Here is a 22,126-nt window from a genome sequence, read left to right as displayed (position 1 = left end):
GAGGTTCGGTGTGGCGCCTCAATACGACGCGGTCGTGGTCGGTGCGGGGTTCGGGGGCATGGGGGCGGGCATTCAGCTCGATCGGCTCGGCCTGAGCAATTACGTCATCCTCGATCGGGAGGACGATCTCGGTGGCACCTGGCACGTCAACCACTATCCGGGTCTGGCGGTCGACATCGCCTCGGTCACCTACTCCTACTCGTTCGAGCCGAATCCGCACTGGTCGCGCCTGTTCGCGCCGGGCGCGGAGCTGAAGAAGTACGCCGAACACGTCGCCGACAAGTACGGCCTGCGCCGCCGGATGCGCTTCGGCACCCTCGTCGACGGGGCGCGCTGGGACGACGAGCAGCAGCACTGGGTGGTCTCGATCGCGGGCGGGGAGACCATCACCGGCCGGTACCTGCTGACCGCGACAGGGTTCCTGTCCCAGCCCTACACTCCGCCGTTCCCCGGCATCGATTCGTTCCAGGGCAAGATCATCCACACCACCGCGTGGGAGGACGGCTTCGATCTCACCGGCCGCAAGGCCGCGATCATCGGCACCGGCGCCACCGCCGTGCAATTGGTGCCCGAAGTCGCCAGAAAGGCGCAGGCGCTCACGGTGTTCCAGCGCACTCCCATCTGGGTGGTCCCGAAGATCGACACCGCGATCCCCGCGCCGGTGCGCAAGCTCTTCGAACGGGTTCCCGCCACGCAGAAGGCGGCGCGGCTGGTCAACACCAGCTTGCTGGAGGCCCTGATGGTGGTCGGGGTGCTGCACTTCAAGCAGGCCAAGCTGATGAACAAGGGCGCGGGAGCGCTGGCCAAGGCGCATCTGCGCGCATCCGTGCGCGACAAGGAAACGCGCAGGCAGCTGACGCCGCACTACGACTTCGGGTGCAAGCGGCCGACCTTCTCCAACCATTACTTCACGACGTTCAACCAGCCGCACGTGCGCTTGGAGACCCACGCGATCGAGCGCGTCGAGCCGGACGGCATCGTCACCGCCGACGGGCACAAGACCGAGATCGACACGCTCATCCTGGCCACCGGCTTCAACCTGTGGGACGTAAACTTCCCGGCCATCGAGATCATCGGCCGCGACGGGGTGAACCTCGGAAAGTTCTGGCGGGACAACCGTTTCCAAGCCTACGAGGGCATCACGGTGCCGAAGTTCCCCAACTTCCTCAGCCTCAACAGCCCCTACTCCTACAGCGGTCTGTCCTACTTCACGACCATCGAGGCGCAGATGAAGCACATGGGCCGCTTGTTCGGCGAACTGCGCAGGCGAGGCGAGCACACCTTCGAGGTCACCGAGCAGGCCAACGCGGCGTTCCTGGACCGGGTCACCGCCAAGCTCGGCTCGTCGGTCTTCTACGGCGGCGACTGCGCCACCGCGCGCAGCTACTACTTCAACCAGCACGGCGAGGCCGCCCTCTTGCGGCCGACCAGCACGCTCAACGCACACCGCGAAGCGGTCAGCTTCCCGCTGGAGGACTACCGCTACGGCGAGACCGCCTGACTTCCCGGGCCGCGTCGCACGCGAGTTCGCCCGCCGGAGCGTGTTCCGGCGGGCGAGTCGGCGTGTGAAGGGGCGTTATGGCTGTCCAGCGGGCGTGCGGGTGTGGCATCCGCGCGGCGAACTGGCAGACTGTGTGGGTACTTGTCCATCCCACCCACAACACTAGGGACTGACTTCGACGATGGAACTGCTGTTTCCGCTGCTACTGGTAGCCCTGCTCGTGCCGATGTTCCTCGGTGTCCGCCGTCAGAAGCGGGAGGCCGAGAAGGTCGCGAGCATGCAGGACAACCTGAAGATCGGCGATCAGGTCATCACCACGTCAGGTCTGTACGGCACCGTGGTCGAACTCGACGACACCACGGTCGACCTCGAGATCGCCGAGGACGTGGTCACCACGTGGCTGCGTCAGGCCATCCGGGAGGTGCGCGCCGAGGACGCGGTGAACACCGAGTCGACCGGCGCCGACGCCACGAGTTCGGACGACTCGGACGCGACCGCGAACGCGACCGTCGAGGAATCCACCGAGCAGACCGAGACCCGCCTGACCAAGGACTGATCGTTCCGGTTGTGCCCGCCTCGCCGGATGTCGCCGCGGCTTTCCGTCCGCGCACCCGGCGGCGCTGGTGCCTGCCTGCTCGTTCCATCCTCGACTTCCCGCCTAGGAGATGACGTACTGTGCCACCTTCCCAAGGATCGGCGCACCCGCTCCGGCTGCTCGGCGTCTATGCCGCGCTGCTGGCCGTGGTCTATGCGCTGGTGTTCTTCACCGGTGACAAGTCCCCGACGCCCAAGCTCGGCATCGACCTGCAGGGTGGCACCCGGGTCACGTTGTCCGCGCGCACGCCGGACGGCAGCAAGCCGAGCCAGGACAGCCTGAAGAAGGCGCAGGACATCATCGAGAACCGGGTCAACGGGCTCGGTGTCGGCGGCTCCGAGGTCGTCATCGATGGCGACAACATCGTGATCACCGTGCCCGGTGACGACGGGCAGCAGGCGCGTGCGCTGGCGACGACCGCCAAGCTCTACATCCGCCCCGTGCTGCAGGCCGTGCCCGTCGCGGGTCGCGGCGCCACCCCGCAGACCACGCCGGGCACGCAGCAGGCGCCGGAGGCCCAGCCCAGCGCGCCGGAGACCGCGGAGCCGACACCCGCGCCGCAGCAGCGGGTGTTCCCCGCCCAGCAGCCGACCCAGCCGCCGGTCGATCCCGCCCTGACGCCCACCGAAGAGGCCACCAGGGAGATCCAGGCGGCGAAGGCGCTGCGGCAGAGCACCGATCAGTCCGTGCAGCAGACCGCGCTGGCCACCCTGGACTGCGGGAAGGCCGATCCGCTCGCGGGCAACGACGACCCGGCGCTTCCGCTGGTGACCTGCTCGACCGACGGCACCGAGGTCTTGCTGCTGGACAAGAGCCGCATCGACGGCCAGGAGATCAAAGACGCCACCTCGGGCCTGAACCAGCAGCAGGCCAGGCACGAGGTCTACTTGGACTTCAAGTCCGGCGGCAGTGACGCCTGGGCCGCGCTGACCGGCGAGTACGTCTACAAGCGGGTCGCCTTCGTACTCGACTCGAAGGTGGTCAGCGCACCGGTCGTGCAGCAGGGGCCGCAGCAGGGCGGCCGCACCCAGATCTCGGGCAACTTCACCGCGTCGTCGGCGAAGGAACTGGCGAACACGTTGAAGTACGGCTCGCTGCCGCTGTCGTTCCAGACCTCCGAGGCCGAGACGGTCTCCGCCACGCTCGGCCTCTCGTCGCTGAAGGCCGGCCTGCTCGCCGGTGCGATCGGCTTGGCGGTGGTGTTGCTCTACTGCCTGGCCTACTACCGGATGCTCGGTTTCCTCACCGGCTTGTCGCTGGTGGCCTCCGGATTGGCCGTCTACGGCATCATGGTGCTGCTCGGACGCTGGATCGGCTTCACGCTCGACCTCGCCGGTATCGCCGGTCTGATCATCGGTATAGGTATGACCGCCGACTCGTTCGTGGTGTTCTTCGAACGGATCAAGGACGAGATGCGCGAGGGCCGCAGCTTCCGTTCCGCGGCGCCGCGCGGCTGGCAGCGCGCCCGCCGGACCATCCTGTCCGGCAACGCCGTCAGCTTCATCGCCGCGGCCGTGCTGTACATCCTGGCCGTCGGCCAGGTGAAGGGTTTCGCGTTCACCCTCGGTCTCACCACGATCCTCGACGTCGTGGTGGTGTTCCTGGTCACCTCGCCGCTGGTGCTGCTCGCCTCCCGGACGGCGTTCTGGTCCAAGCCGTCGGTGAACGGCCTCGGCGCGGTCCAGCAGATTGCCCGCGAGCGGAAGGCGGCCGCGGCCGCCCTCGGGAAGGCGTGAGGACGCGATGACCAACAGCCACACCACCCATTCGCTCGACAAGCCGAGCGCCACCGAGGTCACCGACGTCTTCGAGGCGGTCACCGAGCCGCAGCCGCCCAAGCACGGCTTCTTCAACCGGCTCTACACCGGCACGGGCGCGATCGACGTCATCGGCAGGCGCCGGATGTGGTATCTCATCACCGCCGTGATCGTGCTCATCTCGCTGGGCAGCATCCTCTTCCGCGGCTTCAACTTCGGCATCGACTTCGAGGGCGGTTCCCGCATCCAGTTCCCGGCCGGGAACGCGACCACCAGCGAGGTGGAGGACGTCTACCGGGGCGCCATCGGCACCGACCCGGTCTCGGTGCAGACCGTCGGCACCGGCGGGGCGGCCACCATGCTGATCCGGTCGGAGGCGCTGAACCAACAGCAGGTAGAGGCGGTGAACAGCGCGCTGTTCACCGAGTTCCAGCCGAAGGACAAGACCGGCAACCCGAGCCTGGCCGCGATCAGCACCTCCGACGTCAGCGAGACCTGGGGCAGCCAGATCACCCGCAAGGCGCTCATCGCGCTCGCGGTGTTCCTCGTGCTCGTCGCGGTCTACATCGCGGTCCGCTTCGAGACGCACATGGCCATCGCGGCGCTGGCGGCGCTGGTCTTCGACGTCACGGTCACCGCGGGCGTGTACTCGCTGGTCGGATTCGAGGTCACCCCGGCGACGGTGATCGGCATCCTGACCATCCTCGGCTTCTCGCTCTACGACTCGGTCGTCGTGTTCGACAAGGTCGAGGAGAACACCCACGGTATTCTCCATCTGACCAGACGCACCTACGGTGAGCAGGCCAACCTCGCGGTGAACCAGACGCTCATGCGCTCGATCAACACCGCTCTGATCGGCATATTGCCGATCGTCGGCTTGATGGTGATCGCGGTCTGGATGCTGGGCGTCGGAACCCTCAAGGACCTGGCGCTGGTGCAGCTGGTCGGTCTGCTGATCGGCACGTACTCCTCGATTTTCTTCGCGACTCCGCTACTGGTCTCGATCAAGGAACGCTGGGGACCGGTGGCGGCGCACACCAGGAAGGTTTTGGCCAAGCGGGCGGGCGCGGCCAGCGCTCGCGCGGGGGTCGCGGCCGAGCGCCGGGCGAGCACGGCGGCGGGACGGGACCTGGACGAGACTCCGCGCCGACAGCGCGCGGCCGCGCAGGCGCCGCGACCAGGCGCGCGCCCGAGCGGGAAACGGCAGAAGAGGCGGAACTGACACCAGGCAGGGGGTTTCATGCGACAGCCACGCAGGGCGGTACGACTGATCGGAGCGCTCGTTTCGGGCACGGTGGCCGCCGGGCTGATGGTCGGCTGCTCCAGCAAGAACCAGGTGCCCTCCATCGGCTACGCGACCGATGCCACCATCGCCACCTATAACGGCGGCAGCACGCTCGGCGCGAGTTCCGGCTCGCCCGCGGTGTTCTCCCGGGTGCTCACCGGGTTCTTCTACACCGGTCCGGATGGCCAGCAGGTCGCCGACACCGACTTCGGCACCGCCAAGGAGGTGCCGGGCGAGTCGCAGACCATCCAGTACCGGCTCAATCCCGACGGCGTGTACTCCGACGGTGTGCCGACCTCGTGTGACGACTTGGTGCTGGTCTGGGCCGCCCGCAGCGGGCGGTACACCAAACCGGGTGACCGGGGACCTGTTCCGCTCTTCGACGCCGCGAGCACCAGCGGCTACGCCGACATCGAGCGGGTCGACTGCCAGCCCGGCTCCCGTGACGCCACGGTGGTGTTCCGCCCCGGTCGGCATTACCTGCCGTGGCGCAACCTGTTCACGGCGGGTGAGCTGATGCCCGCGCATGTCGCGGCCCGGGTAGCGAACGTGCCCAACGTCGTGTCGTCCTTGCAGACCGGCGATCCGAACGCCCTCGGCCGGATCGCGGAGTTCTGGAACACGGGATGGACCATCCCTGCCGACGGCAAGCTGGACCTGTCGCGGTTCCCTTCCTCGGGGCCCTACCGCATCGAATCCTTCGGCAGCGCTGACGGTTTGGTGCTGGTGGCGAACGAGCGGTGGTGGGGAAACAAACCCGCGACAGGGCGAATCGTAGTGTGGCCGAAAAACTTCGACCTGAAGCAGAAGGTCGGCGACAATGCCGTCGGCGTGCTCGATATCGGCGCGAACTCGGTGAAAGACCTGAACCTGGGCGGCTTCTCGGTGCAGACCGTGCCCGGCCGAGGCGCCGAGCAGCTGGTGCTGACGACCGGCGGAGTGTTCTCCTCGGTCGAGGCGCGCCGGGCGTTCGCGCTGTGCCTGCCGCGCCAGACGCTGTTCGACAAGCTCGGCAAGGTGCCGGACGCGCCGAAGACGGGGCTGGGATCCGGCCCGCTCAACGCGCACGTCGTGCAACAGGATTCCCTGTTCTACCCGGCGGTCATCGCCGCGTCGAACAAGTACTCCGGCGGTGACGTGGCCAATGCGACCAGGGCGGTGGCGGCCTCCGGTGCACCGAACCCGACTGTCCGCGTCGGCTATGTGGCTCCGGACGATCGCCGGGCGCAGACCGTCGCGATGATCGCCGAGGCCTGCAAGCCGGCGGGGATCACCGTGGTGGACGCCGGTGCGCCCGACTTCACGCCCGCCCGGCTCGCCGAGGGCAAGGTGGACGCCGTGCTGGGCGGCACCGCGTCGGCGCCGGGTCCGGCGGGCTCGATCGCGGGAGTCGCCGCGACCAGCGCGTTGCGCACCGGTAGCGGGCTGAATGTCGGTCGCTTCGGCAACGGCCGCTACGATGCGATCACCGACCAGCTCGGGGCCGAGGACTACTCGGGCGCACAGCTGAATCTGCTCATCGAGGCCGAGAACCTGCTGTGGGCGGAGCTGCCGAGCATTCCGTTGTTCGCCACCCCGCGCACGATCGCCTTCGGCAAGGGGTTGCGCAATGGGATCGCTGCCCCTAACCAGGCCGGCTCCGGATGGAACATGGACCGGTGGGTGCTCGAGCGGTGACAGATGGTGTGGGTGATGTGATCATGGAGAGGTGTCGATGAGCAAGCACGCGGCAATCGAATCCGACGAGGTAGCCGCCGAACGGACCACCAAAGCCGCCGAGGTGGTCGACCGTTTGACCCGTTGGCACGACGATTTCCCCACGCCCGGTGTCCGTTTCGCGGATCTCACCCCGGTGTTCGCCGACGCGGAGGGTTTTCGCGCGGTGGTCGAGTGCCTGGCCTCGTGCGCGCCCGACGCCGATCTGGTGGCCGGCGTCGACGCCCGCGGCTTCCTGCTCGGAGCCGGTGTCGCCGCGTCTCTCGGCACCGGCGTGCTCGCGATCCGCAAGGCGGGCAAGCTGCCGCCGCCGGTGATCAGCCGGGAATACAGCCTCGAATACGGCACCGCCGCGTTGGAGATTCCCGCGGACGGCATAGACCTGTCCGGCCGCCGCATCCTGCTGCTGGACGACGTCCTGGCCACCGGGGGCACCCTCGCCGCCGCCGCTGAACTCTTCAAGCAGGCGGGCGCCGAGGTGGCCGCCGCCGCGGTCGTGCTGGAACTGGGCTTCCTCGGCGGGCGTGCGCGGCAAGGTGACTACCCGCTGACCTCGATCGTCAAACTCTGAGCCGGTACGGATAGACCGTGCGCGGAAGCCCGCCCGCCACTCGCGCCGGGCTCCGCGTAGCGGAAACCTATTGCCCGGCACCATGATTACTGTCAGGGTCGCGACGTGCGATCTGACGAGCCGGGAGGCGCGGCAGCTGCGGCGGCTGGTAGCCGCGGGGGAGCTGGACGCGGTCGTGGCCGCCACCATCGGCGCGTCGTCCTGACGCGGAAGTGTGATCCGAATTGCACTGGCGCACTCGCCGGAGTTGTGTTTAACCTGGACAGGTCTTATTCCCGTTGATCGGAGTTCTGCCGTTGCTCATCTGAGGTAGCCACACGTGCGGCCCGCATTCGCGCGCCGTGTTTCGTCGCAACCTCTGGGAGCTGGTATGACCAATCTGTCTTTTTCCGATCTCACTTTCGGCTGGCCGGACGGCACCCCCGTTTTCGAGGGGCTCGACGCCGTCCTCGGTCCCGGTCACATCGGCCTGGTCGGCGGAAACGGCGCGGGCAAGTCCACACTGCTGCGGTTGATCGCGGGGGAGCTGAAGCCCGTTCGCGGGTCCGTCACGGTCACCGGACATCTGGGGTATCTGCGCCAAGACCTCGGTCTGGGCGCGGGTCAGCGCGTCGATGCGGTGCTCGGCATCGCGGAGGTGCGAAAAGCGTTGCACCGTATCGAATCCGGGCACGGGAGCGAAGCCGATTTCGACCTGGTCGGCAATCACTGGGACGTCGAGGAGCGAGCCTTGGCATTGCTGGCCCGGCTCGGCCTGCACTACGTCGCCGATTCGGTGGAACAGCTCGATCGCACCCTGGACACACTGTCCGGCGGCGAGACGGTGCTGCTCGGACTGGTCGCCGAACTGCTCGCCGAACCCGACGTGCTGTTGCTGGACGAACCGACGAACAACTTGGATCAGGTGGCTCGCGCACGGCTCTACGAGGTGGTCGGGCAGTTCTCCGGCACGGTGCTGACGGTCAGCCACGATCGTGAGCTGCTGGAGCGGATGACGTCCATCGCGGAGCTGCGCCACGGCGAATTGCGGCTGTTCGGCGGGAATTTCAGCGAGTACGAGCGGATCGTCGCCGCCGAGCAGGAAGCGGCTCGCGCGGCGATCCGTGACGCGCGCAGCGACGTTCGCAAGCAGGCACGCGAACTCGTCGAGGCGCGCATCAAGCTGGACCGCAGGCAGCGATACGGGCAGAAGATGTGGGACCAGAAGCGGGAGCCGAAGATCGTGATGGGCGAGCGCAAACGGCAGGCGCAGGTGTCGGCGGGCAAGCTGCGCAACAACCACATCGAGAAGCTCGACACCGCCAAAGAACAGCTCGACCAGGCCAAAGAGCTTTTGCGCGACGATCGGGAGATCCGGGTGGAGCTGCCCGACACGCGGCTGTATCCCGGCCAGGAGGTGATCGAGCTGGACCAGGTCGAGCTGGCCTGCGGGCCGACGGTGACGCTGCGAGTGTCCGGGCCTGAGCGGATCGCGTTGACCGGCCGCAACGGCGTCGGCAAGACGACGTTGCTGCGGGCCATCGCGCAGGAGGGGCCGAAGGTGCCGTGGCGCATGCTGCCGCAGCGGCTGGACGTGTTCGACGAGCGGCGATCGGTGTTCGAAAACGTCGCTTCGACGGCGCCGCACGCGTCCGCGGAACGGATCCGGGCGCAGCTGGCACGCTTCCTGTTCCGCGGTACCGACGCCGATGTCGCGGCCGCGGCGCTGTCCGGCGGCGAGCGGTTGCGTGCGGCGCTGGCCATGCTGCTGCTGGCCGATCCGGCACCGCGGCTGCTGCTGCTGGACGAGCCGACCAACAACCTCGACCTGCCCAGCCTGGAACACCTCACCCAGGCGCTGGCGAGCTTCGAGGGCGCGCTCATCGTGGTGAGCCACGATCCGCGTTTCCTCGACGACATCGGGGTGACCCGGCGCCTCGAACTCACCGCCGATGGCTTGGCGGAGACGCTGGTGACCTGACGCGCTATCGGTCCAGCAGCGCCGACAACCGCTTCGGGGCGACGAGGCGGTAACCGTCCTGGACGATCTCGGCCACCTCGTCCCAGTCGGGTGTGATTTGGAGACGCACGCCGATCCAGCCGCGGTGCCCGACATAGGGCGGCACGAAGAACCGGGCGGCCTCGGCGGCGATCAGTTCGGCCTGCGCGCCCACAGGAGCCGGGCACCAGATCGTCGCGCCCGGCTCCCGGTGTCCGTCCTCGAGGTAATAGGTGAACACCGTTTTGGTGCGAACGAAAAAGGTGGGAGAGCCATGGCTTGGCCGTTCGATGCTCTCCGGTAGCTCCAGGCAGATCGCACGAATGCGGGCGAGCGGGTCCACCGGGGAAGCTTACGCGGCGCGGGCAGCCCGCCGCAGGATGCCGGGATGTCTCAGCAGGCCGGGCGCCAGCCGCACCGCGAGATAGGTGAGCGTGAGCCAGGGCCGCAAGTGTGGCTGCAACGTGCGGATACGGCCCTGCTCATCGAGTCCGAGTACCAGTGCCTCGGTCAGCCGGAACGGTCCGATCGTGGCGGCTGCCAGCAGGACGCGCCGCGCCCCGTCGCCGATCTCCTCGGTCCAGCGCAAGCCGGTGAGGCTGCCGTAGGCCGCCGAGAGCAGCACGCGCAGATCGTCTCGGCCGCGGAATACCAGCCGGCCCGACAGCGGCGAGATCAGCTCGGCGTCGGGCGCCAAGACCTCGGTCAACGCGTCGATGTCACCCGCCTCCGTTGCCCTGCGGAACTCGGCGATCGCTTCGGACATGTCCCTCACCCCTTTGCTCGTCGATGGATTCGAACCTAGTGGAAGTCGCTTGCAAAAAGCAACGGACTAGACTGGGCGAATGCCCAAGGCCGCTTTCTCCGACATCGTCTGCTCCATCGCGCGCACGGTGGACGCGATCGGTGAGCGCTGGACGCCGCTGATCCTGCGCGACCTGTTCGTCGGGCTGAGTCGCTTCGAGGATCTCCGCCGCGATCTCGGCATCGCCTCCAACGTGCTCGCCGCTCGCCTGGATGCGCTGCAGGAGCACGGCATCGTGGAAAAGCGCGCGTACCAGTCGAATCCGATGCGCTACGAGTACCTGCTCACCGAACGTGGGCGTGACCTGTATCCGGTGCTCACCATGTTGATCACCTGGGGCGACAAATGGCTGGCGGGCGCGGAAGGTCCGCCCGCCGTCGTGGTCCATCGCGAGTGCGGGCGGCCGACCTCCGGTGTAGTGGTGTGCCGGGAATGTGGCGAGCCGCTCACCGCGGACGATGTTCGGTGGCTGTCCGGCCCGGGGGGCCGACAGGGGCCGGGAACGATGCTGATCGGCGGCTTGCTCGAAGCAGGAGGCACCGACGGCTGATCCGGGGTCCCGCGCGACCGGGTGCCTTGCCGCGCTGTGGATTTCCGAGTTGGGGGTGTAGGCATGCGCGCGCCCAACCGGGCGTGTAGCGGCCGGAACCCTTGACCGACTTTGTTTTGGTCGCATAGACTAAAACAAAGAGAGGACGTGATCACATGGGATACGGACACTGGGACGACTCCGCCTACCACGCGGCCAAGACCTTCCGTGCCGCCCGCGGCATCGACGATTTCGGCTACACCGCCCAGCTGCGGGCCGAGTCGCCCGCGAACTGGCGGGTGCATCCGATGCTGGATCCGCTCGGGGTCACCGCGCGCGAATGCCGGGATTCGGCCGAGCACGGCAACTCACTGCCCATCGCGGTGCTGTTCGACGTCACCGGATCGATGGGCCGGGTGCCGCGGATCATGCAGGACAAGCTGGGCACGCTGCACGGGCTGTTGCGGCGCAAGGGATATGCGGAGGATCCGCAGATCCTGTTCGGGGCCATCGGTGACGCGGACACCGACCGCGTGCCGCTGCAGATCGGTCAGTTCGAATCCGACAATCGGATGGACGAGCAGTTGCGCGCCGTCTTTCTGGAGGGCGGCGGTGGTGGGCAGAAGTCCGAAAGCTACGAACTGGCCGCCTATTTCCTGGCGACGCACGTCGTCACCGACGCGTGGGAGAAGCGGCGCAAGAAGGGCTACCTGTTCCTGATCGGTGACGAACTGAACAAGCCGCGGCTGGCCTCCCGACACATCCGTGCCGTCATCGGAGACAGTGTGCGCCGAGACATCTCGGTGGAATCCGTGTATCGCGAGCTCGCCGAACGCTGGCACGTGCACTACATCCTGCCCGACCAGTCGAGCTACTTCCACGATCCGGAGATCGCCGAGCACTGGCGCGCGCTGCTCGGCCAGAACTTCCTGCGCCTGGACGACCCGGCCGCGGTATGCGAGCTCATCGCGCTGACGATCGGATTGGCCGAGGGGCGCGTCGACCTCTCCGCCGGGCTGGCCGACCTGCGGGATGTCGGGTCCGTGGCCGAGGCCGCGTCGGTCGGCCAGGCACTGGGGGCCGACGGCGGGCGACCGCGTGCGCTGCCGCGTGGCCGCGGCTGAAATCGGGGCGGGCATGTCCGGGCCGCACATCATCGTCGTGGATCTCGGTTTCGGCGACGCGGGCAAGGGCGCGACGGTCGACTGGCTCTGCGCACCCGAGTCGGGCTTCGATGTCGCCGCCGTGGTCCGGTTCAACGGCGGTGCGCAGGCGGCGCACAACGTGATCGCCGACGGGCGGCACCACACGTTCGCGCAGTTCGGATCGGGGACGTTCGCGGGCGTACCGACCTTGCTGTCGCGGCACATGTTGGTCGAACCGATCGCGCTGGCCACGGAGGCGCGCGGGCTGGCCGCGCTGGGCGTCCGAGACCCGCTGTCGCTGTTACGCATCGATGGGCGGGCGCTGCTCACCACGCCCGTCCATATCGCCGCCAACCGTGCACGCGAGGATGCGCGGGGTTCCGCGCGGCACGGTTCGTGCGGTCGCGGGATCGGCGAGACCGCGGGATACGCGCTCGCGCACGCCGCTCCCACGGTGTCGGATTGCCTGCGCCCCATGGTGTTGCGGCGCAAGCTGCGAGCGCTGGCGGCGTTCTACGCGCCGCTGATCGCCTCGAGCGATCATCGTTACGAACCGATGGATGATCTGGTCGAGATGTACCGCGAGTTCGCCGCGGCGGTATCCGTGGTGGGCGACGATCAGCTGGCCCGGTTCGCGCGGCAGGGCCGGCTGGTGTTCGAAGGCGCCCAAGGCGTCCTGCTCGACGAGTGGCGCGGGTTCCATCCGCACACGACGTGGTCGACCGTCGAGCCGCGCAACGCGCGGGCGATGCTCGCCGAGATCGGCGCGCCCGGTTACGTGCTCGGCGTCACCCGGACCTACCAGACCCGCCACGGCGCCGGTCCGTTCCCCACCGAGGTTCCCGGCCTCGACCTGCCCGAACCGCACAATGCGGCTGGTCGCTACCAAGGCGCGTTCCGTCTCGGGCACTTGGACGCGGTCCTACTGCGCTACGCCATCGAGGTATGCGGCGGCGTCGACGGGCTCGCGGTCAACCATCTCGACGTGCCAGGGACACGGTACGCCGCAACGGGATACACCGTTGACGGTGTTGCCGTCGACGCGGTGCCCGCTGGGCGCCGGCAGGACCTGAACCACCAGCGCAAGCTGACCGGGTTGTTGTCGCGCGCGGAGCCCGTCCTCGCCCCATTGCCTGACGACCCCGTGCCGTGGCTGGCCGGGACGCTCGGCGTGCCGGTCGTCTTGACCGGCCATGGCCCCGGCCGCCGTCACCGCACCCGCATGGCGTATCCCGCCGCGGCGTGAATCGTCCGCGGTGGCGCACCGCGAGACGGTCCACGTGCCGTGCGGGCGGTCGGGCAGGATGGGTGGCCGTGGAGCAGTCCGTTGTGTCGGTGGATGTAGTGGCGTTGCGGTTCTGGGACGAGGACGGTGAAGTGCGGTTCGGGATCGCACCGCGTGCGCTGGAGCCGTTCGCAGGGCAGCTGGCCCTGCCCGGTGTGCTGCTCGGACGGGGGGAGCGGCTGGCGGTCGCGGCGCGGCGAGCGGTGCACACCAAGTTGGGTGTGCCGGAGGCCGCCATCGGACCGGTGGGGCAGCTGGTGACCTTCGACGAACCGAATCGCGACCCGCGCGGACCGACGCTGTCGATCGCGATGTGGGCGGTGGTGGGCCCGCACGAGGGACCGGCGCGGTGGACCGGGTTCGACGAGGTGCCGCAGCTGGCGTTCGACCACGATCGCATCGTCGCGGTGGCTCGCGGTGTGCTGACGCGGTTGCTGTGGAAGGACCTGACGTTCACCCGTGCCCTCCTCGGCGCGGAGTTTCCCGCGACGAGGGCGGTGGCGGCCGCCGCCGCGCTGTCCGGAGCCCGTCCGGACGCCGCGAATCTGAACCGCACCCTGGCGGGCGTCCCCGGACTGGCGCGCACCAGCGAACGGCGTCGCGTCAAGGCGACCGGGCGGCCCGCCGCGGTGTGGGCCTTCGGCGCGGAGGAGGGAACGGCGTAGTCACCGCAGTCGTCGTTTCGTTCCGGGCGTGAACCGGTGCGCGTTCGGTGTCGGCGTCGATCGAAGGCGACGACTCAGCGCCGTGGCGCGTACATGATGACGGCGACGCCGACGAGGCAGATCGCCGCGCCGAAGTAGTCCCAGCGGTCGGGCCGGAACTTGTCCACCAGCATGCCCCATGCCAGTGAGCCCGCGACGAAGACGCCACCGTAGGCGGCGAGGATGCGCCCGAAGTTCGGGTCCGGCTGGAAGGTGGCGACGAAGCCGTAGGCGCCGAGCGCGAGGACGCCCGCGGCGATCCAGACGACGCCGCGCTGCTCCCGCCAGCCCTGCCAGACCAGCCAGGCGCCGCCGATCTCGGCGAGCGCGGCGAGGGCGAACAGGAGCAGTGAGCGTGCGACCGTCATGGCGGGGACGGTACTCAGCCGATGTCGACCGGACGGCGCTGGCCCGAAGCGACCTCGTAGACGGCGTAGGTGCGCCCGAGCACCGGGTAGGAGACGTTCCGCACCGGCACACCACCCTGGGTGCGACCGAATTCCGTTCCGCCGTGGGCATGCCCGTGGACGGCGAGCAGCGCCCCGCCCGCGTCGACCGCCGCGGCCAGATCATGACAGCCGAGTCCGGGGTAGATCTTGGGCGGTTCACCGGCCAGCGTGTCGAGAACAGGCGCGAAATGCATGAGGGCGATGCGGGTTTCGCAGTCGATGAGGTCGAGCGCCTGGCGCAGCCGTAGGGCGTCGAGCGGACCGCGGCGCATGCGGGCGCGATGTTCGGCGGAACCCTCTTCCGGTGTGCCGGGATGGCCGGGGAAGCCGCCGCTGCCGCCCATGACTCCGGCGACGCCCACTCGCATTCCCTGGACAGCGAGGGTGATCGCGGTGCCGTCCAGCACGTGGACGCCCAGCGCGGTGAGCCGCGCCGCGATCAAGTAGCCCGATTTCCGATCGTGGTCGTGATTGCCCAGCACGGCGACCACCGGCACCGGAAGATCGGCGAGTTCGGCGCACAGCAGATCCGCTTCCGTTCGGCTGCCCCCGTCGGTGAGATCGCCTGCCAGCAAAAGGAGGTCGGCGTCCGCGGACAGGCGGAGGAAATCGGGACGAAAACGTCCGGACACGGCCGCGCGCATATGGAGGTCGCCGACGGCCGCGACGCGAATGCATCCTGCGGTCACGACGGCCAGCCATCCATATCGGCGAAGGGCGTGTCAAGCGACGATGCCGAGGCACAGGCGGTGCGCCACGGGCGCGCCGCTCGCGTCGCACGGCGGAAACTCGGCGTTCACCTGGCCGCGACCCACCGTGAAATTCGGATATAGCTTTCGGCTATGCCTTGTTCAAGGCGTGTTCAGTGAGGCGACGGGCAGTGTGGCCTCCGATGAAACGTCCATGAACACTGCGGCGGCGGGCTATCGCACGCCTCGGTCGGTCCCGCATGGTTCGCGGTATGAGCCGAGCGCGACTGCTGCCGAAAGTTGTTGCCGTCGCGGCGGCCGTATTCCTTCCGCTGTCCGGCGCGGCCGGAGTCGCCGAGGGAGAGGCACAGGCGGCCAAAGTAGTCGTGATCGGCTTGGACGGCCTGATGTACAGCAAGATCGAGCAGGCGCAGGCGCCGAATCTGTTGCGGCTGAGCAGTGCGGGCTTGCTGAGCCGTTCATCGATCGCCCCGCACATCACCGTCTCCGGTCCCTCCTGGGCCACCGTGCTGACCGGGGTGTGGGATCGCAAACACGGCATCACGAACAACCGGTTCACCGCCGCGCCGTTCGCGGGGTACCCGACGGTCTTCACCCAGCTCGAACGAGCCCGGCCGGCGCTGAAGACGCAGTCCATCGCGACCTGGGACCAGATCGCCACCATGACCGGCAGCGGCAGCCCCCGCGCCGACGTGGTCGTCTCCACCGCGCCCGTGCCGGACGATCTCGATGAGGCGCGCACCGATGCCGCCACCACGGACGCCGTGGTGACCGCGATCGGCAAATTCGCGCCCGACCTGCTCTTCACCCATCTGGACCAGGTGGACCGCGCCGGTCACGACGCCGGTGGCGCCTCGCGCGCCTATCTGGACGCCGTGACGCGCATCGACGCTCTGGTCGGCCGCATCGTCGCCGCCGTGGACGCCCGCGCCGCCGCGCACCCCGCCGAGCGGTGGACCGTGCTGGTCACCGCCGATCACGGTCACACGCCGAAAGGCGGGCACGGCGGCCAATCGGCCGACGAGACGACCAATTTCGTCATCGCTCGCGGCCCCGACTTCCGGCCCGGCGCCACCAGTACGCGAGCAACCCTGGTCGACATAACCCCCACGGTGCTCGACCTCCTCGACGTCGCTTCTACCGCCGATCTCGACGGCCGCTCCCTGCTTCCCGAGCCCGTGCCCGCCCCGTCGCCGCTCTCCGAACCTCAGCCCGCCGCGATTCGCTGACCGCGCCGCGGGGACCGAGCCGAGGCTCGTCGGCTCCGGTGCCCCGGTTGCCCCTCGATCAAGTGCCGGGGGGCGATAGCGGGCGCAGGTCCTGATCTCCTCGCCTCATCGGGTGTAAAAGCGCTGGTCGTCGCGGGTGCGGCTGTTGGTCTCGTTGCCCCGCCCCCTGGAAGGCGCTGTTCGCGACGGCCCGAGTTTGTCCGATATGGGACGGTTGCCAGGTGTGCCCGGAACCGCCCGGACTCGGCGCCCGTTCCCTGTCCGAAGGCCCTGGTGCGCATCCGTCGCCCGCTGAGCGGACGTGGGTGCTCCGCCCGGACTAAAGTTGGTGGTCCGGGAGGTTGCACCGGTCGGATAGGGTGGTCCGATCGAGGCGCGGAGAGGTGGTGGCATGACGCAGCATCTGGGCGAGGCGAAAGTCGAGCAATCGACGTCGGGCCCGCAGTCGAACGGTGCGGGCGCCACCGACGCCGCGCAGGTCGCGAAACCGCCGGCGCCGGCGAACGCGACGCCTCCGCGTCAGCCGGGCACCTCCTCCGCCGTCCCGACCTCGGCCTCACGCCGGGTGCGTGCGCGCCTGGCCCGCCGCATGACGGGGCAGCGCGGTATCGCGGCGGTCAAGCCGGTGCTCGAACCGCTGGCCACCGTGCATCGCGAGTTGTACCCGAAGGCGAACCTGACGCTGCTGCAGCGCGCCTTCGACGTGGCCGACGACCGGCACAAGCATCAGTTCCGCAAATCCGGCGATCCCTACATCACCCATCCGCTCGCGGTGGCCAACATCCTCGCCGAGCTCGGCATGGACACCACCACACTGGTGGCCGCGCTCCTGCACGACACGGTAGAGGACACCGGCTACAGCCTCGAGCAGCTGACCCAGGACTTCGGCTCCGAGGTCGCCCACCTCGTCGACGGCGTCACCAAGCTGGACAAGGTCAACCTGGGCGCCGCCGCCGAGGCCGAGACCATCCGCAAGATGATCATCGCGATGGCCCGCGACCCGCGCGTGCTGGTGATCAAGGTGGCCGACCGGCTGCACAACATGCGCACCATGCGTTTCCTGCCGCCGGAGAAGCAGGCGAAGAAGGCCAAGGAGACGCTGGAAGTCATTGCGCCCCTTGCCCATCGCCTCGGCATGGCGACAGTGAAGTGGGAGCTGGAGGACCTCGCCTTCGCGATCCTGCACCCGAAGAAGTACGACGAGATCGTCCGGCTCGTGGCCGACCGCGCGCCCTCCCGCGACACCTACCTGGCGAGGGTGCGGGCCGAAATAGTCAACACGCTGGCCGCCTCCCGGATCAACGCGATCGTCGAGGGCCGTCCGAAGCATTACTGGTCGATCTACCAGAAGATGATCGTCAAGGGTAAGGACTTCGACGACATCCACGACCTGGTCGGTATCCGCATCCTGTGCGACGAGGTGCGTGACTGCTACGCGGCCGTCGGCGTGGTGCACTCGCTGTGGCAGCCCATGGCGGGCCGGTTCAAGGACTACATCGCCCAGCCGCGCTACGGCGTCTACCAGTCGCTGCACACCACCGTGGTCGGGCCGGACGGCAAGCCCCTCGAGGTGCAGATCCGCACCCAGGACATGCATCGCACCGCGGAGTTCGGCATCGCCGCGCACTGGCGCTACAAGGAGACCCGCGGCAAGCACTCCAACGACACCGCCGAGGTCGACGACATGGCGTGGATGCGCCAGCTCCTGGACTGGCAGCGGGAGGCCGCCGACCCGGCCGAGTTCCTGGAGTCGCTGCGCTTCGACCTGAAGTCGCCGGAGATCTTCGTCTTCACGCCGAAGGGCGACGTCATCACGTTGCCGCAGAAGTCGACGCCGGTGGACTTCGCTTACGCCGTGCACACCGAGGTGGGCCACCGCTGCATCGGCGCCCGGGTGAACGGGCGCCTGGTCGCGCTGGAGCGTCAGCTGGAGAACGGCGAGGTCGTGGAGGTGTTCACCTCCAAGGCGCAGAACGCGGGACCCAGCCGCGACTGGCAGAACTTCGTGGTGTCGCCGCGCGCCAAGGCCAAGATTCGCCAGTGGTTCGCCAAAGAGCGGCGCGAGGAGGCCCTGGAGAGCGGCAAGGAGCAGATCTCCAAGGAGGTCCGCCGCGTCGGGCTGCCGCTGCAGCGGTTGATGAGCGTCGACGCGATGACCGCGGTCGCCCACGAACTGCACTACACCGACATCTCCACGCTCTACACCGCCGTCGGTGAGCACCAGGTCTCCGCGCACCATGTGGTGCAGCGGCTGATGGCGCAGCTCGGCGGCATCGGCGACGTGGAGAACGAGCTGGCCGAGCGCTCCACCCCGTCGACGACGCCGAGCAGGCAGCGGGTCACCGGCGACGCGGGTGTGCTCATCCCCGGCGCCCCTGGCACCGTCGCCAAGCTGGCGAAATGCTGCACCCCGGTGCCCGGTGACGAGATCATGGGCTTCGTGACCCGCGGCGGCGCGGTGAGCGTGCACCGCACCGACTGCACGAACGCCGGTTCGCTGCGTGACCAGGCCGAACGGATCATCGAGGTGTCCTGGGCGCCGTCGCCGTCCTCGGTGTTCCTGGTCGCCATCCAGATCGAGGCGCTCGATCGCACGCGGCTGCTGTCCGACGTGACGAAGGTGCTGGCCGACGAGAAGGTCAACATCCTGTCCGCGTCGGTGGCCACGCACGGCGACCGGGTGGCGATCAGCAAGTTCACCTTCGAGATGGGCGATCCGAAGCACCTGGGGCACCTGCTGAACGTGGTGCGCAACGTGGAGGGCGTCTACGACGTCTACCGCGTCACCTCCGCGGCCTGATCGACGGCTCCGCCGCCGTTCGATAGCTATCAATTAACTGTCGACGCAACGAGTTTCGCGTGCGCGGTATCGGTTCCGGGGTTGCCATCTGCGCCGGGTTGTCGGAAACTTGTCGGACTGATTCCGGGAACGCGCCGCGGTGTGTCGCGTTCATATCGGCGTGTCATGGAAGTTTTCCGCCGATGCGGCAGTAATAGCCGGAATCTGTTACCGTCTATTGCGTTTCATGGCGTTGAGGTAGCTTCGGTAGACGACTTGATTGCGGATCGCTATGACTGGATACACGGCAAGACTCTCGGGGATGCTGATAGCACTCGCCGTGGTTGTGGCGACCGCAGGTGTCGCCGCGGCGGAGCCGTCGAGTCCCGCCGGTCCGTCCACGAACATTCGCCTCGCGACCTGTCCCGCGTTGTACGCCTTGGGAATTCAGGGCACCGGTGAATCCTCGCCGGACGCGGCGCCCAGCACCGATACCGGCATGCTCTCCACCGTCTTCCGCCCGATGATGGCGAAAGCTCCTGACGCCGGTCTGGTCGACCGGGCCTATGTGCCATACGAATCCGGTTTCGGCGGTGTGACTGCCGGTGGTGCGGCGCCCTACTCGGAATCGGTGACCGGCGGCCTCGACCGTTTGCGGAGCATGGCCGAAACCGTCGCGGAGACTTGCCCGAACACCCGTTTTGCGGTCGTCGGTTACTCGCAGGGCGCGCACGTCGCGTCGATGTTCGCCCAGGAGATCGGCCAGGGCCGTGGCGTGTTGCCCGCCGAGAAGGTCGCTGCCGTCGCGCTGTTCGGCGACCCCACCCGCAATCCAGGCGCGCCGCTGTTCCCCGGGTCGCCGGGCAAGGCGACGCCGGACCCGGCGCCGGGAACCTCGGGTGACCGGCTCGGATCGCTCGCCGCCCTGCCACAGACGCCCGCCGCCGGCGGAGGCATCGGCCCGGAACGGGACAAGGCCGCCAACTTCGGAGCGCTCACCGGCCGGGTGGCGAGTTTCTGCACGGCGGGCGATCTGGCCTGCGACGCCCCGGACGGCGCGCCGATCCTGAAAGCGGTCGCCAACGTGGTCGGCCAGTCCAAGCTCAGCGGTGGCGACCCGATCGCCTCACTGGTGTCCATCGCGCAGGCGCTGGCGTTCACCTCGATCAAGACCGCGACCCAAGTGGTCAACGAGGACGTCCAGGGCAATTCGCTGGCCACGCTGGCGATCTCGCCGCAGAAGTCGATCTCCCAGCGCCTGGCCGACGCCTCGGACCCGCGTACGTCGCTGAATCTGCCCGGCGCGTTGCAGGCACTGTTGAAGGTCGGCATGATCGGGTTGAACTCCGTGGTAACGGTGGTTCGGGCGGTCATCAACCCGGCGAACATCTCCGAGCTGGCCACCGCGGGCCTGGCGAATCCGCCCGCCGCGCTGCTGCTGCTCGGCGCCAAGTTGCTCGGCGCCATCCCCCAGCTGATTCCGCCGACCACCGGAGTCCGACTGGTCACCCAGGCGTTCGACGCGGTAGTGCAGAACATCACCGACAACAGTGAACTGCTGAACACCACCACCTGGGTGCGCTACTGGGACACCGTTCAGCGCCACACCGCCTACGGCAGCGCGACCGTCTCGGCGAACGGCGCCGCTCCCACCCAGTTCGTCGCCGACTGGTTCGCGGCGGTCGCCCGCGACGTCGCCGACGCCTTCGGCGGCAAGGCCGAGCCGCGGGGGGTGCTGGAGAAGCAGCCCACCGGATTCTTCGGGGACGGCTCCGGCGCGTCTCCCACGTCGAGTTCGTCCGGTACGGGACAATTTCCGTTCGGGACAGGAGCCGATGGCGCCTCATCCGGCGGCGTGACATCGATTCCGCCCACCGACCGACCCGGCATACCCAACGCCTACCCGTTCTCCACGAACTGATCGCCGAGAGGGTCCGACGATGCGATACTGCGTGCCCTGCTCTGCGGGAATGGGGGAATGTTGAAGTCGTACAAACAGCTTTCCCGCTGGTACGGCGCTTTGGAGCCGGAGACCGACGCGCCGGAGGCAGGCAAGCGTGAAGAGCCGAATGTCATCGCCCCCGCGGACGATGACGGGCCTTCCCGCTACCCGGACTACATTCGCGACGACGACCAGTCCTGGCAGCGCCGACCCGATGAGGTCCCGGCGGATCTGCCCGCCCAGCACAGCGAATTCACCGGAGGGTGGTCGGATTGGGTGGTGACCGGCCACGCGCCCGGTCCCGACGACGACTACGTCGCGCCCCGGCCGGTCGGTCCGGTCCCGTTCCCGTGGGCCGACGACGACGAACACGAGCCCGAGGACCGGCCACGTCCCGCAGAGTCGCGTGCGCTGCGGCAAGCCGCCCGTGACCACCCCGCCCTGCGCCGGGCCCGACTGCTGATCATCGTCGTCGTGGCGGTGCTGGTCATCGCCGTTGCCGCGGTGGGCGTGCTGTTGCTGCTGCGCTCCGTGGCCGACCGCGCCGCCTTGCCGAGGGACTCGCACATGTCCGAGTCGGTGCAACTCACCGTCGGCAGCGCGCAGGCGGGCACCGATCCGCGCGCGATCAGTGCGGGCGCCTGCCCGACCGAGCGCAGCGACACGGTCGTGCGCAGCGCGGAGGCAGGCGGCACGGGATCCGGGCCGGACGCGGTGTTGTCGTTCCAGTACGCGTACTACGTCGAACGTTCCGGGGAACGGGCCCGCGCGGCCGTCGCTCCGGATGCCAACGTGCAGCCGGCCTGGGTCATTCAGCGGGGGATCGACTCGGTCCCGGTGGGCACGGCGCATTGCGTGCGGATCGTGGGTGCCGGTGACAACCGGTATTCGGTGGAGGTGACCGAGTACCGGCCTGGCGGCGTGCCCGCCACGTACAACAGGCAGACGGTCACCACCGCGGTGATCGACGGGCGCACCCTGATCACGGGTATCGCGGCCGGATAAGGAGAGCAGAGGCGATGGGAGAGGACTGGAGCCGCTGGCTCGACGAGACGCCCGGCGAGGGCGCGGCGTCGGGCCGGCCGGTGCGCTCCAAGGCTCCGGTGGTGCGGTTGCGGCGCGGCAAGGGCGGCGGCTCCGAGGCGG

Annotated in this window: 20 protein-coding genes; 16 read left to right on the top strand and 4 right to left on the bottom strand. The window is 68.7% G+C overall.

Annotated elements, in window-relative coordinates; translation table 11 throughout:
• The first annotated feature begins 10 nt into the window (after positions 1 to 10).
• From ON19_RS18825 to ON19_RS18795, 8 genes are all read left to right on the top strand, one after another.
• Positions 11 to 1,501, top strand: coding sequence for a flavin-containing monooxygenase (locus ON19_RS18825; protein WP_043694234.1), 1,491 nt, complete (start codon positions 11 to 13; stop codon positions 1,499 to 1,501).
• Between the two features lie 181 nt (positions 1,502 to 1,682).
• Positions 1,683 to 2,057, top strand: coding sequence for a preprotein translocase subunit YajC (yajC, locus tag ON19_RS18820; RefSeq protein ID WP_043694233.1), 375 nt, complete (start codon positions 1,683 to 1,685; stop codon positions 2,055 to 2,057).
• Positions 2,058 to 2,176: 119 nt separating this feature from the next.
• Positions 2,177 to 3,832 carry a protein translocase subunit SecD gene (gene secD / locus ON19_RS18815; protein ID WP_043694232.1) on the top strand — a complete coding sequence of 552 codons (1,656 nt, stop codon included), beginning with the start codon at positions 2,177 to 2,179 and terminating at the stop codon, positions 3,830 to 3,832.
• Between the two features lie 7 nt (positions 3,833 to 3,839).
• Complete coding sequence (secF, locus tag ON19_RS18810; RefSeq protein WP_043694230.1) at positions 3,840 to 5,075, top strand: protein translocase subunit SecF; 1,236 nt, start codon at positions 3,840 to 3,842, stop codon at positions 5,073 to 5,075.
• A gap of 18 nt (positions 5,076 to 5,093) precedes the next feature.
• Positions 5,094 to 6,815: an ABC transporter substrate-binding protein gene (locus ON19_RS18805; RefSeq protein WP_043694227.1), complete on the top strand. Its 1,722-nt coding sequence runs from the start codon at positions 5,094 to 5,096 to the stop codon at positions 6,813 to 6,815.
• 37 nt (positions 6,816 to 6,852) lie between these two features.
• Complete coding sequence (locus tag ON19_RS18800; RefSeq protein WP_051169047.1) at positions 6,853 to 7,425, top strand: adenine phosphoribosyltransferase; 573 nt, start codon at positions 6,853 to 6,855, stop codon at positions 7,423 to 7,425.
• 82 nt (positions 7,426 to 7,507) lie between these two features.
• Positions 7,508 to 7,630 carry a hypothetical protein gene (locus tag ON19_RS43855; RefSeq protein ID WP_255218399.1) on the top strand — a complete coding sequence of 41 codons (123 nt, stop codon included), beginning with the start codon at positions 7,508 to 7,510 and terminating at the stop codon, positions 7,628 to 7,630.
• A 165-nt stretch (positions 7,631 to 7,795) separates the two neighbouring features.
• Positions 7,796 to 9,385, top strand: a complete 1,590-nt coding sequence (locus ON19_RS18795) for an ABC-F family ATP-binding cassette domain-containing protein (RefSeq protein WP_043694221.1) — start codon at positions 7,796 to 7,798, stop codon at positions 9,383 to 9,385.
• 4 nt (positions 9,386 to 9,389) lie between these two features.
• On the opposite strand, the gene ON19_RS18790 is transcribed toward ON19_RS18795, so the two are convergent.
• Both ON19_RS18790 and ON19_RS18785 read right to left on the bottom strand, forming a co-directional pair.
• The gene (locus ON19_RS18790) at positions 9,390 to 9,746 is read right to left on the bottom strand and encodes an MmcQ/YjbR family DNA-binding protein (protein ID WP_043694218.1); all 357 of its coding nucleotides are present in this window, start codon (positions 9,744 to 9,746) and stop codon (positions 9,390 to 9,392) included.
• A gap of 9 nt (positions 9,747 to 9,755) precedes the next feature.
• Positions 9,756 to 10,169, bottom strand: coding sequence for a nuclear transport factor 2 family protein (locus ON19_RS18785; RefSeq protein WP_086006666.1), 414 nt, complete (start codon positions 10,167 to 10,169; stop codon positions 9,756 to 9,758).
• 79 nt (positions 10,170 to 10,248) lie between these two features.
• Here ON19_RS18785 and ON19_RS18780 point away from each other — a divergent pair, with 79 nt between their 5' ends.
• The 4 genes from ON19_RS18780 (at position 10,249) to ON19_RS18765 (ending at position 13,832) form a co-directional block, all read left to right on the top strand.
• Positions 10,249 to 10,758 (top strand): winged helix-turn-helix transcriptional regulator, encoded by a 510-nt coding sequence (locus tag ON19_RS18780; RefSeq protein WP_043694215.1) that lies wholly within the window; start codon positions 10,249 to 10,251, stop codon positions 10,756 to 10,758.
• Between the two features lie 155 nt (positions 10,759 to 10,913).
• Positions 10,914 to 11,861 carry a hypothetical protein gene (locus ON19_RS18775; protein WP_043694210.1) on the top strand — a complete coding sequence of 316 codons (948 nt, stop codon included), beginning with the start codon at positions 10,914 to 10,916 and terminating at the stop codon, positions 11,859 to 11,861.
• Between the two features lie 13 nt (positions 11,862 to 11,874).
• Positions 11,875 to 13,128 carry an adenylosuccinate synthetase gene (locus ON19_RS18770; RefSeq protein WP_043694343.1) on the top strand — a complete coding sequence of 418 codons (1,254 nt, stop codon included), beginning with the start codon at positions 11,875 to 11,877 and terminating at the stop codon, positions 13,126 to 13,128.
• A gap of 68 nt (positions 13,129 to 13,196) precedes the next feature.
• Positions 13,197 to 13,832 (top strand): NUDIX hydrolase, encoded by a 636-nt coding sequence (locus ON19_RS18765; RefSeq protein ID WP_043694336.1) that lies wholly within the window; start codon positions 13,197 to 13,199, stop codon positions 13,830 to 13,832.
• Between the two features lie 74 nt (positions 13,833 to 13,906).
• Here the strand turns inward: ON19_RS18765 and ON19_RS18760 are convergent, their stop codons facing one another.
• On the bottom strand, positions 13,907 to 14,239 hold the full coding sequence (locus ON19_RS18760) for a YnfA family protein (RefSeq protein WP_043694208.1): 333 nt from the start codon (positions 14,237 to 14,239) through the stop codon (positions 13,907 to 13,909).
• A 14-nt stretch (positions 14,240 to 14,253) separates the two neighbouring features.
• The gene (locus ON19_RS18755) at positions 14,254 to 15,009 is read right to left on the bottom strand and encodes a metallophosphoesterase family protein (protein WP_227954686.1); all 756 of its coding nucleotides are present in this window, start codon (positions 15,007 to 15,009) and stop codon (positions 14,254 to 14,256) included.
• Positions 15,010 to 15,281: 272 nt separating this feature from the next.
• Between ON19_RS18755 and ON19_RS18745 the strand changes: the two genes are divergently transcribed.
• The 4 genes from ON19_RS18745 (at position 15,282) to ON19_RS18730 (ending at position 21,985) form a co-directional block, all read left to right on the top strand.
• Positions 15,282 to 16,259 carry an alkaline phosphatase family protein gene (locus tag ON19_RS18745; RefSeq protein ID WP_086006665.1) on the top strand — a complete coding sequence of 326 codons (978 nt, stop codon included), beginning with the start codon at positions 15,282 to 15,284 and terminating at the stop codon, positions 16,257 to 16,259.
• 391 nt (positions 16,260 to 16,650) lie between these two features.
• On the top strand, positions 16,651 to 19,059 hold the full coding sequence (locus ON19_RS18740) for a RelA/SpoT family protein (RefSeq protein ID WP_043694189.1): 2,409 nt from the start codon (positions 16,651 to 16,653) through the stop codon (positions 19,057 to 19,059).
• A 301-nt stretch (positions 19,060 to 19,360) separates the two neighbouring features.
• Positions 19,361 to 20,959 carry a cutinase family protein gene (locus tag ON19_RS18735; protein ID WP_051169046.1) on the top strand — a complete coding sequence of 533 codons (1,599 nt, stop codon included), beginning with the start codon at positions 19,361 to 19,363 and terminating at the stop codon, positions 20,957 to 20,959.
• A 57-nt stretch (positions 20,960 to 21,016) separates the two neighbouring features.
• Positions 21,017 to 21,985 (top strand): DUF8176 domain-containing protein, encoded by a 969-nt coding sequence (locus ON19_RS18730; RefSeq protein ID WP_043694183.1) that lies wholly within the window; start codon positions 21,017 to 21,019, stop codon positions 21,983 to 21,985.
• The last annotated feature ends 141 nt before the right edge of the window (positions 21,986 to 22,126 follow it).

This window comes from Nocardia abscessus NBRC 100374 (assembly GCF_000308455.1).
GTDB classification, from domain to species: domain Bacteria; phylum Actinomycetota; class Actinomycetes; order Mycobacteriales; family Mycobacteriaceae; genus Nocardia; species Nocardia abscessus.
This window is presented reverse-complemented; position numbering and strand designations above follow the sequence as displayed.

Bases quoted from the DNA above. Each gene is read 5' to 3' on its own strand.
- yajC (WP_043694233.1), top strand. From the start codon at position 1,683: ATGGAACTGCTGTTTCCGCTGCTACTGGTAGCCCTGCTCGTGCCGATG.
- secF (WP_043694230.1), top strand. From the start codon at position 3,840: ATGACCAACAGCCACACCACCCATTCGCTCGACAAGCCGAGCGCCACC.
- ON19_RS18805 (WP_043694227.1), top strand. From the start codon at position 5,094: ATGCGACAGCCACGCAGGGCGGTACGACTGATCGGAGCGCTCGTTTCG.
- ON19_RS18800 (WP_051169047.1), top strand. From the start codon at position 6,853: ATGAGCAAGCACGCGGCAATCGAATCCGACGAGGTAGCCGCCGAACGG.
- ON19_RS43855 (WP_255218399.1), top strand. From the start codon at position 7,508: ATGATTACTGTCAGGGTCGCGACGTGCGATCTGACGAGCCGGGAGGCG.
- ON19_RS18795 (WP_043694221.1), top strand. From the start codon at position 7,796: ATGACCAATCTGTCTTTTTCCGATCTCACTTTCGGCTGGCCGGACGGC.
- ON19_RS18785 (WP_086006666.1), bottom strand. From the start codon at position 10,169: ATGTCCGAAGCGATCGCCGAGTTCCGCAGGGCAACGGAGGCGGGTGAC.
- ON19_RS18780 (WP_043694215.1), top strand. From the start codon at position 10,249: ATGCCCAAGGCCGCTTTCTCCGACATCGTCTGCTCCATCGCGCGCACG.
- ON19_RS18775 (WP_043694210.1), top strand. From the start codon at position 10,914: ATGGGATACGGACACTGGGACGACTCCGCCTACCACGCGGCCAAGACC.
- ON19_RS18770 (WP_043694343.1), top strand. From the start codon at position 11,875: ATGTCCGGGCCGCACATCATCGTCGTGGATCTCGGTTTCGGCGACGCG.
- ON19_RS18760 (WP_043694208.1), bottom strand. From the start codon at position 14,239: ATGACGGTCGCACGCTCACTGCTCCTGTTCGCCCTCGCCGCGCTCGCC.
- ON19_RS18745 (WP_086006665.1), top strand. From the start codon at position 15,282: ATGAGCCGAGCGCGACTGCTGCCGAAAGTTGTTGCCGTCGCGGCGGCC.
- ON19_RS18740 (WP_043694189.1), top strand. From the start codon at position 16,651: ATGACGCAGCATCTGGGCGAGGCGAAAGTCGAGCAATCGACGTCGGGC.
- ON19_RS18735 (WP_051169046.1), top strand. From the start codon at position 19,361: ATGCTGATAGCACTCGCCGTGGTTGTGGCGACCGCAGGTGTCGCCGCG.
- ON19_RS18730 (WP_043694183.1), top strand. From the start codon at position 21,017: ATGTTGAAGTCGTACAAACAGCTTTCCCGCTGGTACGGCGCTTTGGAG.